The organism is Inquilinus ginsengisoli (genome assembly GCF_031453975.1).
GTDB lineage: Bacteria > Pseudomonadota > Alphaproteobacteria > DSM-16000 > Inquilinaceae > Inquilinus > Inquilinus ginsengisoli_A.
On the sequence record NZ_JAVDPW010000006.1, the window covers coordinates 522,080 to 537,327 of the forward strand.

Here is a 15,248-nt window from a genome sequence, read left to right on the forward strand (position 1 = left end):
TCGATACAGCATGCGTCGCACGCTGCATAGCGATGCCGGGGCGCGCGTTCTAAGGTGACGGCGATGGTTGATCTTCCCTTGTCCTTCCCGACCTTCGAACCCGGCTGGGTCTGGCTGGTCGGCGCCGGGCCCGGCGATCCCGGCCTGCTGACGCTGCACGCCCTGCACGCGCTGCAATCGGCCGATGTCGTGGTCTATGACGCGCTGGTGTCCGACGCGGTCATCGGCCTCGCGCCGCCGGGCGCCGTGCTGGAATTCGCCGGCAAGCGCGGCGGCAAGCCGTCGCCGAAGCAGCCCGACATCACCGCCCGGCTGATTGCGCTCGCCCGGGCCGGCCAGCGCGTGCTGCGGCTGAAGGGCGGCGACCCCTTCGTGTTCGGCCGCGGCGGTGAGGAGGGGCTGGCGCTGGTCGAGGCCGGCATCCCGTTCCGCATCGTGCCGGGCATTACCGCCGGGATCGGCGGCCCGGCCTATGCCGGCATCCCGGTGACCCATCGCGACACCAACCACGCCGTGACCTTCCTGACCGGCCATGATGCCACCGGCGACGTCACCGGCGGCATCGACTGGGCGGCGATCGCCCGCGGCTCGCCGGTCATCGTGGTCTACATGGCGATCAAGCATATCGGCCGGATCGCGGCGCATCTGGTCGAGGGCGGCCGGGCGCCGACCGAGCCGGTGGCGGTGATCAGCCGGGCGACGACGCCGGAGCAGCGGGTGCTGGAATCGACGCTGGCCACGGTGGCCGCGGATGTCGAGGCGCAGGGGCTGCAGGCCCCGGCCGTGGTGGTGGTGGGCGAGGTGGTGCGGCTGCGCCAGGCGCTGGACTGGCACGGCGCCCTGGCCGGCAAAATCCTGACCACCGACCCGCTCGGCACCCGCTCGAAGGGCGAGGCGGTCTGACCGATGCCGGCTTCCGGCCTGATGATCGCGGCGCCGTCCTCCGGCAGCGGCAAGACGGTGGTGACGCTGGGGCTGCTGCGGCACCTGCGCGACCGCGGCATGGCGGTGGCCTCGGCCAAATCCGGGCCGGACTACATCGATCCCGCCTTCCACGCCGCGGCCAGCGGCCGGCCCTGCGTCAACCTCGACGGCTGGGCGATGCGGCCGCAGACGCTGGACGCGTTGGCGGCGCGCCAGGCGGAAGGGGCGGATCTCCTGATCGTCGAGGCGGCGATGGGGCTGTTCGACGGCGCCCCCGGGCCGGGCGCGTCCGGTGACGGCTCGGCCGCCGATCTCGCCGCCCGCTTCGGCTGGCCGGTGGTGCTGGTGCTGGACGCGGGCGGGCAGGGCTTCTCGGCGGCGGCGGTGCTGGCCGGGTTCAAGGCCTTCCGCGACGACGTCCGGATCGCCGGGGTGATCTTCAACCGGGTCGGCAGCCCGCGGCACGAGGCGATCCTGCGCCGCGCCGCCGGCCATGCCGGCCTGCCGGTGCTCGGCCTGGTGCCGCGCCTGCCGGCCCTGGCGCTGCCATCGCGGCATCTCGGCCTGGTCCAGGCGGGGGAGCATGCAGCACTGGAGGCGTTCCTAGCGACCGCCGGGGCGGCGATCGGGGCGGCTGTGGATGTGGAAGCGCTTCGCCGCGTAGGTTGGGTTCGCGATCCGCGAACCCAACACGACCGCGATGACGGCACGATGTTGGGTTCGCCAGAGCGAACCCAACCTACGGGGATTCCCCCCCTCGGCCAGCGCATCGCCGTCGCGGCCGACATCGCCTTCGCCTTCACCTATCCGCATCTGCTGGCGGCATGGCGTGAGGCGGGGGCGGAGATCCTGCATTTCTCGCCGCTGGCCGACGAGGCGCCGGATCCGCTGGCCGATGCCGTCTACCTGCCGGGCGGCTATCCCGAACTCCATGCCGGCCGGTTGGCCGCGAACCGCCGGTTCCTCGACGGGCTGCGCGCCGCGTCGGCACGGGGCAGGGCGGTCTATGGCGAGTGCGGCGGCTACATGGTGCTCGGCACCGGCCTGACCGACGCGGAAGGGCAGCGCCACGCCATGGCCGGGCTGCTGCCGGTCGAGACGTCCTTCGCCGAGCGGCGGCTGCATCTGGGCTATCGCCGGGCGGTGCTGGCCGCAGCGACCCCGCTGGGGCCCGCCGGCACGGCGTGGCGCGGGCATGAGTTCCACTACGCCTCGATCCGCGCCGAAGGGCCGGGCGAGGCGCTGTTCGAGGCCTGGGACGCCGAGGATGCGCCGCTGGGCTTCCTCGGCCGGCGCGCCGGATCGGCCTTCGGCTCCTTCTTCCACCTGATCGACCAGGCATGAGCATGGTTCCGCATGGCGGCGACCTCGCCGCGGCCGAAGCGCGCTGGGGCGTCCCGGCCCGGGGCTGGCTCGACCTCTCCACCGGCATCAACCCGGTGCCCTATCCGATCCCGGCGATCGATCCCGCCGCCTGGCACCGCCTGCCGCAGCACGACCGGCTGCGGCAGCTGCTGGCGACGGCGCGGGACGCCTATGGCGCCCCGGATACCGCGCCGGCCGTCGCCGCGCCGGGGACCCAGATCCTGATCCAGCTGCTGCCGCGGCTGCGGCCCGGCGCGCGCGTCGCCATCCTGGGCCCAACCTATGGCGAACACGCCGCCTGTTGGACGGCGGAAGGGGCTGACGTGACCGCGGTCGACAGTTTGGACGCGGCTGCCGCGGCCGATGTCGTCGTCCTGGTCAACCCGAACAACCCCGACGGCCGCATCGTCCCGTCCGACCGACTGCTGGCTCTTGCAGATGGTCTGGCGGCGCGTGGCGGCCTGCTGGTGGTCGACGAGGCCTTCGCCGAGGTCGCCCCCCAGGCCAGCGTGGCGGCGGAGGCCGGGCGGCCCGGGCTATTGATTCTCCGATCGTTCGGTAAATTCTTCGGCCTGGCCGGCGTGCGGCTCGGCTTCGCCCTGGGGGCGGCGGCGGAGATCGACCGGTTGGCCCGCCTGCTCGGCCCCTGGGCCGTGCCCGGCCCGGCGATCGAGATCGGCATCGCCGCCCTGTCGGACCGGGCCTGGCAAGGCGCGGCGAGGGCGAGATTGTCGGCCGACGCCGCGAAGCTCACGGCGACACTCGAAGCCCGTGGCCTGCGGGACCGTGGCGGCACCGACCTGTTCCGGCTGGCTGGGCATCCGGACGCGGCCGGGGTGTGGAACCGCCTCGGCCGGGCCGGCATCCTGGTCCGGCCCTTCCCGGACCGGCCGACCCTGCTGCGCTTCGGCCTGCCTGCCGATGCCGCCGGCTTCGAACGGCTGGCCGCCGCGCTGGGTTAAAGCCCCCGGAGCCGGGCCATGACGTAGCCGTCGACATACTCGCCGTCGCGATAGGCGTAGGCGCGCTCGCGGCCCTCGATCTCGAAGCCGAACTTCTTGTAGATCGCGATCGCCGGTTCGTTGTCGGTCCACACCCCCAGCTCCAGCCGCTTCAGGTCCAGCCAGTTGTCGGCGCTGTCGATCAGCGCCGCCATCAGGGCCGAGCCGATGCCGCGGCCGTGGAAATCGTCATGCACGCCCATGATGATGTAGCCGGCATGGGCGCGCCGGCCCTTGCCCGGCTGCAACTGGGCCCGGCCGACCGCGCGGCCCTCGACCACCGCGACGATCTGGACCTCGTCCGGCGGGATCGCTTCGAGCTGCTTGCGGATGGCGTCGGGCGACCGGAAGGGGGTCTGCAGCGTGCCCCAGCGGTAGCGGGGCTGGGCCTGCATCTCGACGATGTCGGGCCAGTCCTCGGGACGCATCGCCCGCAGGGTGAAGCCGGGATCGGTCATGCGGTCGGGTCCTTCGGTGTCGCCGGATCGGGGCGATCATAGCGCGGCAGATCCCGCTTTCGAACCCCGGGCGGGAATCTGTTTTAAACTTAAAGCATTTCATGATTAGATCATTGCAATCGCTTCCGCCGGACGGGGGCACATGAAAGACTGACGGCGCGATCGGCGGCCACCGTCGGCGCGGCAAGAAACGGGGGAGAGCATCATGGCGAGACGCGTTCCGGCCTTGTTGGCGGCTGCGATACTGGCGGTGGCGTTGCCGCTGGGCGCCCAGGCGGAAGAGGGCAAGCTCAAGATCGGCTTCATGGCCACGCTCTCCGGCCCACCCGCCGCGCTGGGCCAGCACATGCGCGACGGCTTCCAGCTCGGGGTCAAGGAGCTGGGCGGAAAGCTCGGCGGCATTCCGACCGAGGTGGTGGTCGAGGATGACGAGCTGAAGCCCGACGTCGCGGTCAACAAGGTGCGCAAGCTGCTGGAGAGCGACCAGGTCGACATCGTCGTCGGCGTCGTCTTCTCCAACGTCATGATGGCGATCGCCAAGCCGGTGACCGACGCCGAGAAGATCCTGATCAGCCCCAACGCCGGGCCGTCGCCGTTGGCCGGCAAGGGCTGCAACCCGTATTTCTTCTCGGTCTCCTACCAGAACGACCAGAACCACGAGGTCATGGGCAAGTATGCCCAGGACAAGGGCTGGACCAAGGTCGCGCTGATCGCCCCGAACTACCAGGCCGGCAAGGACGCGCTGGCCGGCTTCAAGCGCTTCTACAAGGGCGATGTGGCCGAGGAGATCTACACCCAGGTCAACCAGCAGGATTTCTCGGCCGAGCTGGCGAAGATCGCGGCGGCCGAGCCGCAGGCGGTGTATGTGTTCATGCCCGGCGGGTCCGGCGTCAACCTGGTGCGCCAGTACCGCCAGGCCGGCCTGGCCGACCGCATCCCGTTCCTGTCCGCCTTCACCGTCGACGAGACCACGCTGCCGGCGACCAAGGACGCGGCGCTGGGCCTGTTCGCCGGGGCGCAATGGGCGCCGAACCTGGACAACCCCGCCAACAAGGCCTTCGTCGCCGCCTTCGAGACCGAATACGGCTACGAGCCGGCGCTGTACGCCGCCAACGGCTATGACGCGGCCAAGCTGATCGACGCGGCCATCCGCCAGGCCGGCGGCAAGGCCGATGCCGAGACGCTGAAGACCGCGATCCGGGCCGCCAAATGGGCCAGCGTCCGCGGCGACTTCGCCTGGAACAAGAACAACTTCCCGGTCCAGGACTTCTATTTGACCGAGGTGGTGAAGCGCGACGACGGCAAGATCGTCACCAGCCGGGTCTCGACCGTGTTCCCGCATTACGGCGACGCCTACGCCGACCAGTGCGCGATGAACTGAGGCCGGCCGGCGTGCTGTCTCCGGTCCTGCTTGTTCCCCCGCCGTCATTGCGAGGAGGCGCAGCCGACGAAGCAATCCATGGCGCCGGTGCGGGCTGCCCGATGGATTGCTTCGCTGCGCTCGCAATGACGGTATCGGAAGGCGGAAGGGCTCTGCCATGAGCACCACCCTCCTGGTCGTCCAGACCCTGAACGGGCTGCAGCTCGGTGTGCTCTTGTTCCTGATCGCGGCCGGGCTGACGCTGGTCTTCGGGGTGATGGACTTCATCAACCTGGCGCATGGCGTGCAGTACATGCTCGGCGCCTATTTCGCCGTCGCCTTCTACGGCCTGACCGGGCATTTCCTGGCGGCGCTGCTGCTGTCGCTGGCGGCGGCGCTGGCGCTGGGCCTGCTGCTGGAGGTGCTGGTGTTCCGGCACCTCTACGGCCGCAGCCATCTCGACCAGGTGCTGGCGACCTTCGGCCTGATCCTGTTCTTCAACGAGGCGGTGCGGGCGCTGTGGGGATCCTCACCGCTGAGCATCCCGATGCCGGAGGCGCTGTCCGGGTCGATCGCGCTGATGCCGGGCCTGCTGTACCCGGTCTACCGCCTCGCGGTGCTGGCGGCCGGCCTCGGCGTCGCCGCGCTGCTGTGGGTGCTGATCACCCGGACCCGGATCGGCATGCGGGTGCGGGCCGGGGCCAGCAACGCCGACATGGTCTCGGCGCTGGGGGTGAACGTCCGCCGGCTGTTCATGGTGGTGTTCGGCGTCGGCACCATGCTGGCGGGCTTCGCCGGCGCCCTGGCCGGGCCGATCTTCGCGGTCGAGCCCAGCATGGGCGACAACTTCCTGATTCTGGCCTTCGTGGTCATCGTCATCGGCGGCATCGGGTCGATCAAGGGCGCCTTCATGGCGTCGCTGCTGGTCGGGCTGGTCGACACGCTGGGCCGGTCCTTCGCCAGCGACATCTTCAAGCTGGTGCTGGCGCCGGCCTCGGCAAACCAGGTCGGGCCGGCCCTGGCCTCGATGCTGATCTACCTGCTGATGGCGGCGATCCTGTTCTTCCGCCCCGCCGGACTGTTCCCCGCCCATGGCCAGTGATGTGATGGTCACGACGGAGGCCCCCGCATCCCCGTCGGCGCTGCGCTCGGCGTGGCCGGCGCTGCTGATCTTCGCCGTGCTGGCGCTGGTGCCGGTGGTGGCGCCGCTGCTCGGCGCCGGCAGCTACGCCCTGACCATCGTCAGCCGGATCATGATCTTCGCTATCGCCGCGGTCAGCCTTGACCTGATCCTCGGCTATGGCGGGCTGGTGTCCTTCGGCCACGCCGCCTTCATCGGCCTCGGCGCCTATGCCGTCGGCATCCTGGCCGATGCCGGGGTGGGCGAGGGGCTGGTGCTGCTGCCGGCGGCGATGCTGGCGGCGGCGGTGTTCGCCCTGCTGACCGGCGCCATCTCGCTGAAGACCCGCGGCGTGCACTTCATCATGATCACCCTGGCCTTCGGCCAGATGGCCTATTTCACCATGACCAGCCTGTCCGCCTATGGCGGCGACGACGGGCTGACGCTGTGGGCCAAGCCGCTGGTCGCCGGATTCAAATGGCTGAACGACCGATCGGCCTTTCACTATGTCGTCCTCGCTCTGCTGATCGCGGCCTGGGGGCTGTGCCGCGCCGTCACCCGCTCGCGCTTCGGCCGGGTGCTGCGCGGCTGCCGCGAGAACGAGGAGCGGATGCGCGCCCTCGGCTACGACCCCTTCGCCTACCGCCTCGCCGCCTATGTCATCGCCGGCGCCATCGCCGGGCTCGCCGGGGCGCTGCTGGCGATCCAGGCCGATTTCATCAGCCCGGCCTACATGTCCTGGCAGCGCTCGGGCGAGCTGATCGTCATGGTGGTGTTGGGCGGCATCGGCAGCCTGCACGGCGCCATCATCGGCGCCGCCGCCTTCCTGCTGACCGAGGAGCTGCTGTCCGGCGTCACCGAGCATTGGCGCCTGATCTTCGGGCCGCTCCTGATCCTGGTGGTGCTGTTCCTGCGCGGCGGTCTGGGCGGGCTGCTGGGGAAGATCCGCCATGACTGAGCCGGTGCTGGCCGTCGAGGGCCTGTGCAAGCGCTTCGGCGCGCTGACCGTCACCGACGGGGTCGGCTTCGAGGTGCGGCCGGGCGAGATCCACGCCCTGATCGGGCCCAACGGCGCCGGCAAGACCACGCTGATCCAGCAGCTCTGCGGCCGCCTCGTGCCCGATGCCGGCACCATCCGCTTCCTGGGCGGGGACATCACCCGGCTGCCGGCGCACGCCCGAGCCCAGCGCGGCCTGGCCCGCACCTTCCAGATCACCCATCTGCTGCCCGGCTTCACCGTGCTGCAGAATGTGGCGACCGCGGTGCAGCGCCGGCGCGGCTCCAGCTTCCGCTTCTTCCGGCCGGCGGGCCGCGACCCCGACCTCAACGCCGCCGCCCAGGCGCTGCTGGCCCGCACCGGCCTGGCCGCCCGCGCCGCGACGCCGGCCGGAGCGCTGAGCCATGGCGAGAAGCGCCAGCTCGAACTCGCCATGGCCCTGGCGCTGGAGCCGAAGCTGCTGGTGCTGGACGAGCCGATGGCCGGGACGGGGCGCGAGGAGACGGCGCGGCTGGTCGAGCTGCTGAAGGGCCTGGCCGGCGGCCTGCCGATGATCCTGGTCGAGCACGACATGAGCGCGGTGTTCGCCCTGGCCGACCGCATCTCGGTGCTGGTCTATGGCCGCATCATCGCCACCGGCGCGCCGGACGAGATCCGCGCCAGCCCGGAGGTCCGCGCCGCCTATCTCGGCGAGGAGGCGGCATGACCGCGCTGCTGACCATCGACGGGCTGGAGGCCGGCTATGGCGGCGCCCAGGTGCTGTTCGGCGTCGCCCTGACCGTGGGGGCGGGGGAGATCGCGACCCTGCTGGGCCGCAACGGCATGGGCAAGACCACCACCATCCGCAGCCTGATGGGGCTGCTGCGCCCCGCCGCCGGCCGCATCGTGTTCGACGGCGCCGACGTCACCGGCCTGCCGCCCTACCGCCTGGCCCAGGCCGGCATCGGGCTGGTGCCCGAGGGCCGCCAGATCTTCCCGACCCTGACGGTGGAGGAGAATCTGGTCGCCACCGCCGCCGACCGCTTCCGCCGGCCCGCGCCCTGGACGCTGGACCGGGTCTACGCCGCCTTCCCGCGGCTGGCGGAGCGGCGGCGGCACCGCGGCACCCAGCTGTCGGGCGGCGAGCAGCAGATGCTGGCGATCGGCCGGGCGCTGATGACCAACCCGAAGCTGCTGGTGCTGGACGAGGCGACCGAGGGGCTGGCGCCGCTGATCCGGGCCGAGATCTGGGACTGCCTGGGCCGGCTGAAGGGCGAGGGCCAGTCGATCCTGATCATCGACAAGACCCTCGACGCGCTGCTGCGCCTGGCCCAGCGCCATGCGGTGATCGAGAAGGGGCGGGTGGTGTGGAGCGGCACCAGCACCGAGCTGATGGCGGCGGAGGGGATACGCGAGCGCTATCTGGCTGTATGATCCCGGCTGCGCGTTCCCCCACTGCGAGGTGTGCGATGAACTCGGCCAATCTCCAGCTCGAAGGCGTCTATGCCGCGATGACGGCGCTGATGACGACCCTGCGCGACAAGGGCCTGCTCGACCAGGAGGAGATCGACGGCGCGCTGGAGCGGGCCGAGACCGCCCTGGTCTCGAACTCCCGGCGGCCGACCGAGCTGAGCGCCGCGAGCGTCGAGGCGATCTGCTTTCCGCTGCGCTACCTCCGGCTCGCCAACCGGGCCACGGCGGACGGCCCGGCCCTGTCCTTCGCCGAGCTGGCCGCCCGGGTCGGGCAGATGAAGGCCAGCCGCTGAAACCGGGGGTCGCGTGCGACACTGACGCCGGGCATCGGCGGCTGCTTCGGCTTGACGCCGCCGCCCGGTACCCTATCTAGGGGACGCCCCGGCCTGTCGTCGCGGTCGATGCATTTGAGATCGGCAAGGATCACGGAGCCCATGACCACCCCGAACCCCGGACTGGACGAAGCCTCGGACGACCATCACGAGGACATCCTGTATCCGGAGGCGGTGCCGTTCGTCCTGCTGCACCTCGCCAGCTTCGCGGCGATCTGGACCGGCGTCACCTGGCAGGCGCTGGTGATCTGCGTGGTCCTGTACGTCCTGCGCATCTTCGCCATCGGCGCCGGCTACCACCGCTATTTCGCCCACCGGGCCTATTCCACTAGCCGGGTCTTCCAGTTCTTCCTGGCCTTCCTGTCGCAGAGCACGGCGCAGAAGAGCGCGCTGTGGTGGGCCGCCAAGCACCGGCACCACCATCTGCATTCCGACACCGAGCTGGATGTGCATTCGCCGCGGCACCGGGGCTTCGCCTACGCCCATCTCGGCTGGATCTTCTCGACCCGCCACCGCACCACCGACCTGGGCAAGATCGCCGATTTCGCGCGCTTCCCCGAGCTGATGCTGCTGCACCGGTGGGAGCTGACCCCGGCCGTCATCCTGGCCGTGATCACCTTCCTGATCGGCGGCTGGTCGGGCCTCGTGGTCGGCTTCGTCTGGAGCACGGTGCTGGTCTATCACGGCACCTTCTGCATCAACTCGCTGGCCCATGTGCATGGCCGCAAGCGCTACGTCACCGGCGACGATTCCCGCAACAACTGGCTGCTGGCGCTGATGACCATGGGCGAGGGCTGGCACAACAACCACCACGCCTTCCAGAGCAGCGTGCGTCAGGGCTTCCGCTGGTGGGAGTTCGACCCGACCTTCTACATCCTGAAGGCCCTGTCCTGGTGCGGCGTGGTGTGGAACCTGAAGACCCCGCCCGAGGCGGTGCTGCGCAACGAGCAGCGCCTGGGCACCAAGATCATCGAGCGCGCGGCCGCCGAGCTGGCGGGCAGCTTCCACATCGACCGCATCGCCGCGGCAATGCGCGAGGCGCTGGCCCATGCCCATGCGCCGACCCTGTCGGACCTGCAGGACGCCCTGGCGGCCGCCCAGCACAAGACCGTGGACCTGCTGGCCAAGGCACATTTCCCGGCGCTGCCGACCCGCGAGGAGTTCCGGCTGCGCGCGGCGGCGATGTTCGCCAAGACGCGGTCGATGGAGGACATCGTCGAGCGCGCCCACCGCATGGTCCTCGACGCCGTCAGCAAGCGCCTGGCCGCGGCCTGACCGGCCATCCGATCCGGTGGACGCCGGATCGGGCCGAGAAGGAGCGTGTTGCCTCTCCCGCCAGGCGGGAGAGGTCGGGCTCGCGCAGCGAGACCGGGTGAGGGCTGGCCCAGGCCTCGACAAAATCCCCTCACCCGGAGCCGCTTCGCGTCTCCGACCTCTCCCGCAAGCGGGAGAGGCAACGCAAAGGCCGATTGCCCCGGGCCCGCACCGGTTTGACGTTGCGTCCCGCTGACAGCGCTGTCAGAATCCCGGTCTGAGCTCAAAAGAAGCTCGTGGCAGATCTTTGCCAGACATTGGGAGGACACGAAGATGGGCGATCGCGAACATCGCAGCAGACGTGACTTCATGGTCGCCGCAGCCGCCTCGGCGGGCGCCGCGGCGGCCCTGTTCGGCGGCGTGGACCTGAAGACGGCGGCCGAGGCGGCCGAGGCCGTCGGCCGGTCGGAGAAGCCGCTGAAGGCAGCCTTCTCGAATGCCGGCCTGCAGGCGACGTGGTGCGCCCAGGGCAAGCAGGCCGCGGAATTCTGGGGCAAGCTGTTCAACGTCGAGATCACCTGGTTCGACGGCGAGCTCGCGGCGCCGAAGCAGCGCGGCGCGATCGACAACATGGCCTCCCAGAAATGGGACTTCGTGGCGATCCAGGCCTTCGGCATCGGCACGCTGACCCAGCCGGTGCAGAAGATGATTGACGCCGGCATCCCGGTGATCGACATGGACACGCTGATCGCGCCGCTGGAGCAGATCAACGTCCACTCCTTCCTGGCCCCCGACAACGAGTTCATGGGCGCCGCCGTGACCCAGGCGCTGTGCACCGCCATCAAGGGCGAGGGCACCATCATCATGACCCAGGGCGCGCTTGGCCACACCGGGGCGCAGGGCAGGGCCCGCGGCTTCGACTCGGTGGTCAAGCAGTACCCGAAGATCGAGGTGCTCAACACCGATCCGGGCGACTGGGACGTGTCGAAGGTGGCCCGGATCTGGGAGACCCACCTGACCAAGTATCCGAAGATCAGCGCCGCCTTCTTCCACAACGACGACATGGCGCTGGCCGCCTACAACGTGATGAAGGCGCACAACCGCACCGACATCCTGATCGGCGGCGTCGACGCCATGCCACCGGCGATCCAGGCGGTCTCGGAAGGCCGCATGTTCGCGACCGTGCGCAACCCGTCCTGCCGCATCCATGGCGGCGCCGTGGTGGCGGGGGTCGCGGCCGTGACCGGCGGTGAGAAGACCGGCGAAGGCATCCCGAAATCGGTCGTCACCGACGGTCCCGTGGTCACCAAGGCCAACGCCGCCGGCATGCAGTGGATGCAGGATCACTTCCTGATCTGATCGCAGCCGATCGGTCGTGAAAGGATCGTCATTGCGAGCGCAGCGAAGCAATCCATGGGGCAGCCCGCATCGGCGCCATGGATTGCTTCGTCGGCTTCGCCTCCTCGCAATGACGATGGAGGCGGGCGTCCGGAAGACGTCTCGAAGAATGGACAGGCCCGCGCCATGACCCAGACTCCGTTGCTCGAGCTGAGCGGCATCTCGAAGTCGTTCGGCGGCGTCCGGGCGCTGCGGGAGGTCGACTTCACGCTCGAGGCCGGCGAGATCCATGGCCTCGTCGGCGAGAACGGCGCCGGCAAGTCGACGCTGATGAAGATCATCGCCGGCGTGCATGCCGACTATGACGGGCAGATGCGGATCGAGGGGCGGGCCGTCCGCTTCCGCTCGGCCCGCGACGCGGCCGCCGCCGGGGTAGGCATGGTGCATCAGGAGTTGAGCATCGTGCCGGACCTCAGCGTCGCCGAGAACGTGTTCCTCGGCACCCAGCCGGTCGGCCGCTTCGGCATCGTCGACTGGGCCGGGATGCGCAAGGCGGCGGGCGAGCAGATCCGCCGGCTGGGCATCGACGTCGACCCGCGCACGCCAGCCGGGGCGCTGCCGATCGGGCTGCAGCAGCTGATCGAGATCGCCCGGGTGCTGTTCTCCGGCGCCCGCATCATCATCCTGGACGAGCCGACCTCGGCGCTGTCGCCGCCGGAGATCGAGCGCCTGTTCGGCGTGCTGCGGCGGCTGCGCGAGGAGGGCCGCAGCTTCGTCTTCATCTCGCATTTCCTCGACGACATCCTGAAGGTGTCCGACGCCGTCACCGTGTTCCGCAACGGCCGCCGCATCCTCAGCGCCCGCGCCGCCGAGACCGACAAGGCGGCGCTGATCGAGCACATGATCGGCGCCGGCCACGGCGAGCTGGAGGAAAGCTACACCGGCGAGATCCGGCTCGACTCCAAGCCCGGCGCCCCGGTGGTGCTGGCGGCGGAAGGACTGTCGGCCGACCGCTTCTACAACGACATCTCGCTGGAGGTGCGGGCGGGCGAGGTGCTGGGCATCTACGGCTTCATGGGCTGCGGCCAGCTGGAGCTGGCGCGCACCCTGTTCGGCAAGCTGCAGCCCGACCAGGGCCGGATCCGGGTCGCCGGCCGGGCCGTGCGGCTGCGCAGCACCGCCGTCGCCCGCCGCGCCGGCATCGCCTTCGTGCCGGAAAGCCGGCGGGCGATGCTGTTCCACCACGAGCCGATCTACAAGAACACCTCGATCGCCATCCTGGACCGGGTGTCGCGCTGGCTGCTGAGCCCGGAGTCGGAGCGGCGCATCGCCCGCGAGCGGGTCGAGGAGCTGCGCATCCGCACCCCGCATGTCGACGCGCATCTCGGCGCCCTGTCCGGCGGCAACCAGCAGAAGGTCGCCCTGGCGAAGTGGCTGACCTTCACGCCCAAGGTGCTGATCTTGAGCGAGCCGACCCGCGGCATGGATGTCGGCGCCAAGGAGGATGTGGTCCGGATCGTGCGCGGCCTGCGCGACCGGGGCATCGGCGTGGTGGTGGTGTCGGCCGAGCCGGAGACGGTGCTGTCGCTCGCCGACCGCATCCTGGTGATGCGCAAGGGCGGCATCACCCGCGAATTCGCCGGCGGCATGGTCAGCAAGGACCGCCTGCTCGAGGCGGCATGATGGTGGAGCAGGGGAATCGCATGGACGCGTCAGCCAAACCGCCGGTCCGCGGCACCGCCTCCCGGCTCGGCGGGATGCTGGGCGGGCAGCTGCGCAACATCGCGCCGTTCATCACCCTGATCATCCTGGTCGGCTTCTTCAGCATCGCCAGCCCGTCCTTCCTGACGGTCGACAATTTCAGCAACATCCTGAACCAGATCTCGGTGACGGCGGTGATCGCCGTCGGCCTGACCTTCGTGATCCTGTGCGCCGAGATCGACCTGTCGGTGGCCAGCATCGCCAACGCCACCGGCATCATCGTCGCCTTCCTGACCGCGCAGGAAACCTACGTCACCATCGCCAACGTGCCGCTGCCGGGCTGGCTGGCGATCGTGATCGCGCTCGCCGGCTGCGCCCTGCTGGGCCTGGTCAACGCGGTGGGGGTGACGCGGATCGGCATCCCGTCCTTCATCATGACCCTGGCCATGATGCAGATCGGCGCGGGGATCTGCGCCATGCTGGTGCGCGGCCAGATCGCCTATGCCGTGCCGCCGCTGGTGGTCACCCTGGGCTCCGGCTCGATCGGCGGCATCCCATGGATCGTGATCGTGGCCGCCATCATGCTGCTGGCCGGGCACCTGGTGCTGACCTACACGCGCTTCGGCCGCTACGTCTACATGGTGGGCGGCAACCGCGAGGCGGCGGAGTATTCCGGCGTCAACGTCCGGGTCATCGTCGGCGCGGTGATGGTGATCTCGGCCGTCTGCTCCGGCATCGCCGGCATGCTCGGCGTCGCCTATTTCGGCAGCGCCCAGCAGAACGAGTTCGACACCTTCCTGCTCGACGCCATCGCCGCGGTGGTGGTCGGCGGCACCAGCCTGTTCGGCGGCCGCGGCGGCATCGGCAACACCATCATCGGGCTGTTCATCCTGGGCGTGCTGAACAACGGGCTGGACCACGTCAACATCGACAGCTTCCTGAAGATCCTGATCCGCGGCCTGATCCTGCTCGCGGCCCTGGTGATCAACGTCTACGCCCAGCGGCTGCGCTCCGCCGGCGACACCGGCAAGGCGTCGTGACGCTTCGGCGCCGTTGACCCCCTTGCCCGCGCCTCCTACTGTGCGGCCATCGCGCAGCTGGTTCCCCAAGGGCGGACGCCCGAGGGGATGAAAAGGGAACGCGGGACGGTCTATCCTTTCAGGAGGCCTGATCCGCGGCTGCCCCCGCAACTGTAGGCGGCGAGCCCAACTCCGACAGCCACTGGCCGATGGCCGGGAAGGCGGAGGCAGGCGACGACCCGCGAGCCAGGAGACCTGCCGGCGAGGCGATGCGTGCGAACCGCCGGGCGGGGTGAACCGGTGGCGCGGGATGCATGGCGCCTTCCGGGCACCGTCTCCGGCGTCCGATTGCCCTGGCCGGCCGACCGGAAGGGCGAGGCGTGCAGCATCGAGCTATCAGTGGCTAGTCTGCCGGCAGCGACGCTGGTGCTGGGCGGCGCCCGTTCGGGCAAGAGCCGCCATGCCGAGGCGCTGGTCGAGAGCCAGCCCGGCGACTGCATCTATCTCGCCACCGCCGAGGCCTGGGACGCCGAGATGGTCGAGCGCATCTCCCGCCACCAGGAACAGCGCGGCTCGCGCTGGCGCACGGTCGAGGCGCCGCTGGAGCTGGTCGAGACCCTGGACAAGGTCGCCGGCCCCGGCCACGCCGTGCTGGTCGACTGCCTGACGCTGTGGCTGTCCAACCTCATGCATGCCGACCGCGACATCGCTGATGAGACCGACCGGCTGGTGCGCTGGCTGGCGGCGCCGGCCGGCCCCGTGGTGCTGGTCTCGAACGAGGTCGGGCTCGGCATCGTCCCCGACAACGCCCTGGCCCGCGCCTTCCGCGACCATGCCGGGCGCCTGCACCAGGCCGTGGCGGCCGTGGTTCCCTCCGTCGTCTTCGTCGCCGCCGGCCTTCCCCTAACCCTGAAATCCGCCTGAGAG

Annotated in this window: 15 protein-coding genes and 1 riboswitch; of the genes, 14 read left to right on the plus strand and 1 reads right to left on the minus strand. The window is 70.4% G+C overall.

All coding sequences use genetic code 11. The annotated features are described in order from the left end of the window. Window positions 1-63 precede the first annotated feature (63 nt). The 3 genes from cobA to cobD are packed head-to-tail and all read left to right on the plus strand — an operon-like array spanning window position 64 to window position 3,251. The gene (cobA, locus tag E9232_RS19490; protein WP_309796549.1) at window positions 64-903 is read left to right on the plus strand and encodes a uroporphyrinogen-III C-methyltransferase; all 840 of its coding nucleotides are present in this window, start codon (window positions 64-66) and stop codon (window positions 901-903) included. A 3-nt stretch (window positions 904-906) separates the two neighbouring features. Next, on the plus strand, window positions 907-2,268 hold the full coding sequence (locus E9232_RS19495; RefSeq protein ID WP_309796550.1) for a cobyrinic acid a,c-diamide synthase CobB: 1,362 nt from the start codon (window positions 907-909) through the stop codon (window positions 2,266-2,268). Continuing rightward, on the plus strand, window positions 2,265-3,251 hold the full coding sequence (gene cobD, locus E9232_RS19500) for a threonine-phosphate decarboxylase CobD (RefSeq protein WP_309796552.1): 987 nt from the start codon (window positions 2,265-2,267) through the stop codon (window positions 3,249-3,251). Before E9232_RS19495 ends, cobD begins: the two co-directional genes overlap by 4 nt. Here the strand turns inward: cobD and E9232_RS19505 are convergent. Then, complete coding sequence (locus tag E9232_RS19505; RefSeq protein WP_309796555.1) at window positions 3,248-3,748, minus strand: GNAT family N-acetyltransferase; 501 nt, start codon at window positions 3,746-3,748, stop codon at window positions 3,248-3,250. The genes cobD and E9232_RS19505 overlap by 4 nt on opposite strands. 205 nt (window positions 3,749-3,953) lie before the next feature. Here E9232_RS19505 and E9232_RS19510 point away from each other — a divergent pair, with 205 nt between their 5' ends. The 11 genes from E9232_RS19510 to cobU all read left to right on the plus strand — a co-directional run bounded on the left by E9232_RS19510 (window position 3,954) and on the right by cobU (window position 15,245). After that, complete coding sequence (locus E9232_RS19510; RefSeq protein WP_309796556.1) at window positions 3,954-5,129, plus strand: ABC transporter substrate-binding protein; 1,176 nt, start codon at window positions 3,954-3,956, stop codon at window positions 5,127-5,129. A 157-nt stretch (window positions 5,130-5,286) separates the two neighbouring features. Then, the gene (locus tag E9232_RS19515; RefSeq protein ID WP_309796558.1) at window positions 5,287-6,210 is read left to right on the plus strand and encodes a branched-chain amino acid ABC transporter permease; all 924 of its coding nucleotides are present in this window, start codon (window positions 5,287-5,289) and stop codon (window positions 6,208-6,210) included. Then, complete coding sequence (locus E9232_RS19520; protein ID WP_309796560.1) at window positions 6,200-7,186, plus strand: branched-chain amino acid ABC transporter permease; 987 nt, start codon at window positions 6,200-6,202, stop codon at window positions 7,184-7,186. Before E9232_RS19515 ends, E9232_RS19520 begins: the two co-directional genes overlap by 11 nt. Further along, window positions 7,179-7,931, plus strand: coding sequence for an ABC transporter ATP-binding protein (locus E9232_RS19525; protein WP_309796563.1), 753 nt, complete (start codon window positions 7,179-7,181; stop codon window positions 7,929-7,931). The genes E9232_RS19520 and E9232_RS19525 overlap by 8 nt, the downstream gene beginning before the upstream one ends. 5 nt (window positions 7,932-7,936) lie before the next feature. Further along, the gene (locus E9232_RS19530; protein ID WP_309796614.1) at window positions 7,937-8,638 is read left to right on the plus strand and encodes an ABC transporter ATP-binding protein; all 702 of its coding nucleotides are present in this window, start codon (window positions 7,937-7,939) and stop codon (window positions 8,636-8,638) included. 35 nt (window positions 8,639-8,673) lie between these two features. After that, window positions 8,674-8,970: a hypothetical protein gene (locus E9232_RS19535; protein ID WP_309796565.1), complete on the plus strand. Its 297-nt coding sequence runs from the start codon at window positions 8,674-8,676 to the stop codon at window positions 8,968-8,970. 141 nt (window positions 8,971-9,111) lie between these two features. Next, window positions 9,112-10,284 carry an acyl-CoA desaturase gene (locus E9232_RS19540; RefSeq protein ID WP_309796566.1) on the plus strand — a complete coding sequence of 391 codons (1,173 nt, stop codon included), beginning with the start codon at window positions 9,112-9,114 and terminating at the stop codon, window positions 10,282-10,284. A gap of 312 nt (window positions 10,285-10,596) precedes the next feature. Next, on the plus strand, window positions 10,597-11,622 hold the full coding sequence (locus E9232_RS19545; protein WP_309796567.1) for a sugar ABC transporter substrate-binding protein: 1,026 nt from the start codon (window positions 10,597-10,599) through the stop codon (window positions 11,620-11,622). 165 nt (window positions 11,623-11,787) lie between these two features. After that, a complete protein-coding gene (locus tag E9232_RS19550; protein ID WP_309796569.1) occupies window positions 11,788-13,284 on the plus strand; it encodes a sugar ABC transporter ATP-binding protein in 1,497 nt (498 codons plus the stop codon). Between the two features lie 20 nt (window positions 13,285-13,304). Beyond that, entirely contained in the window at window positions 13,305-14,342 is a 1,038-nt protein-coding gene (locus E9232_RS19555) for an ABC transporter permease (protein WP_309796570.1), read from the plus strand. Between the two features lie 41 nt (window positions 14,343-14,383). After that, window positions 14,384-14,598, plus strand: a riboswitch (cobalamin riboswitch). A gap of 122 nt (window positions 14,599-14,720) precedes the next feature. After that, window positions 14,721-15,245 carry a bifunctional adenosylcobinamide kinase/adenosylcobinamide-phosphate guanylyltransferase gene (gene cobU, locus E9232_RS19560; protein WP_309796572.1) on the plus strand — a complete coding sequence of 175 codons (525 nt, stop codon included), beginning with the start codon at window positions 14,721-14,723 and terminating at the stop codon, window positions 15,243-15,245. Window positions 15,246-15,248 lie beyond the last annotated feature (3 nt).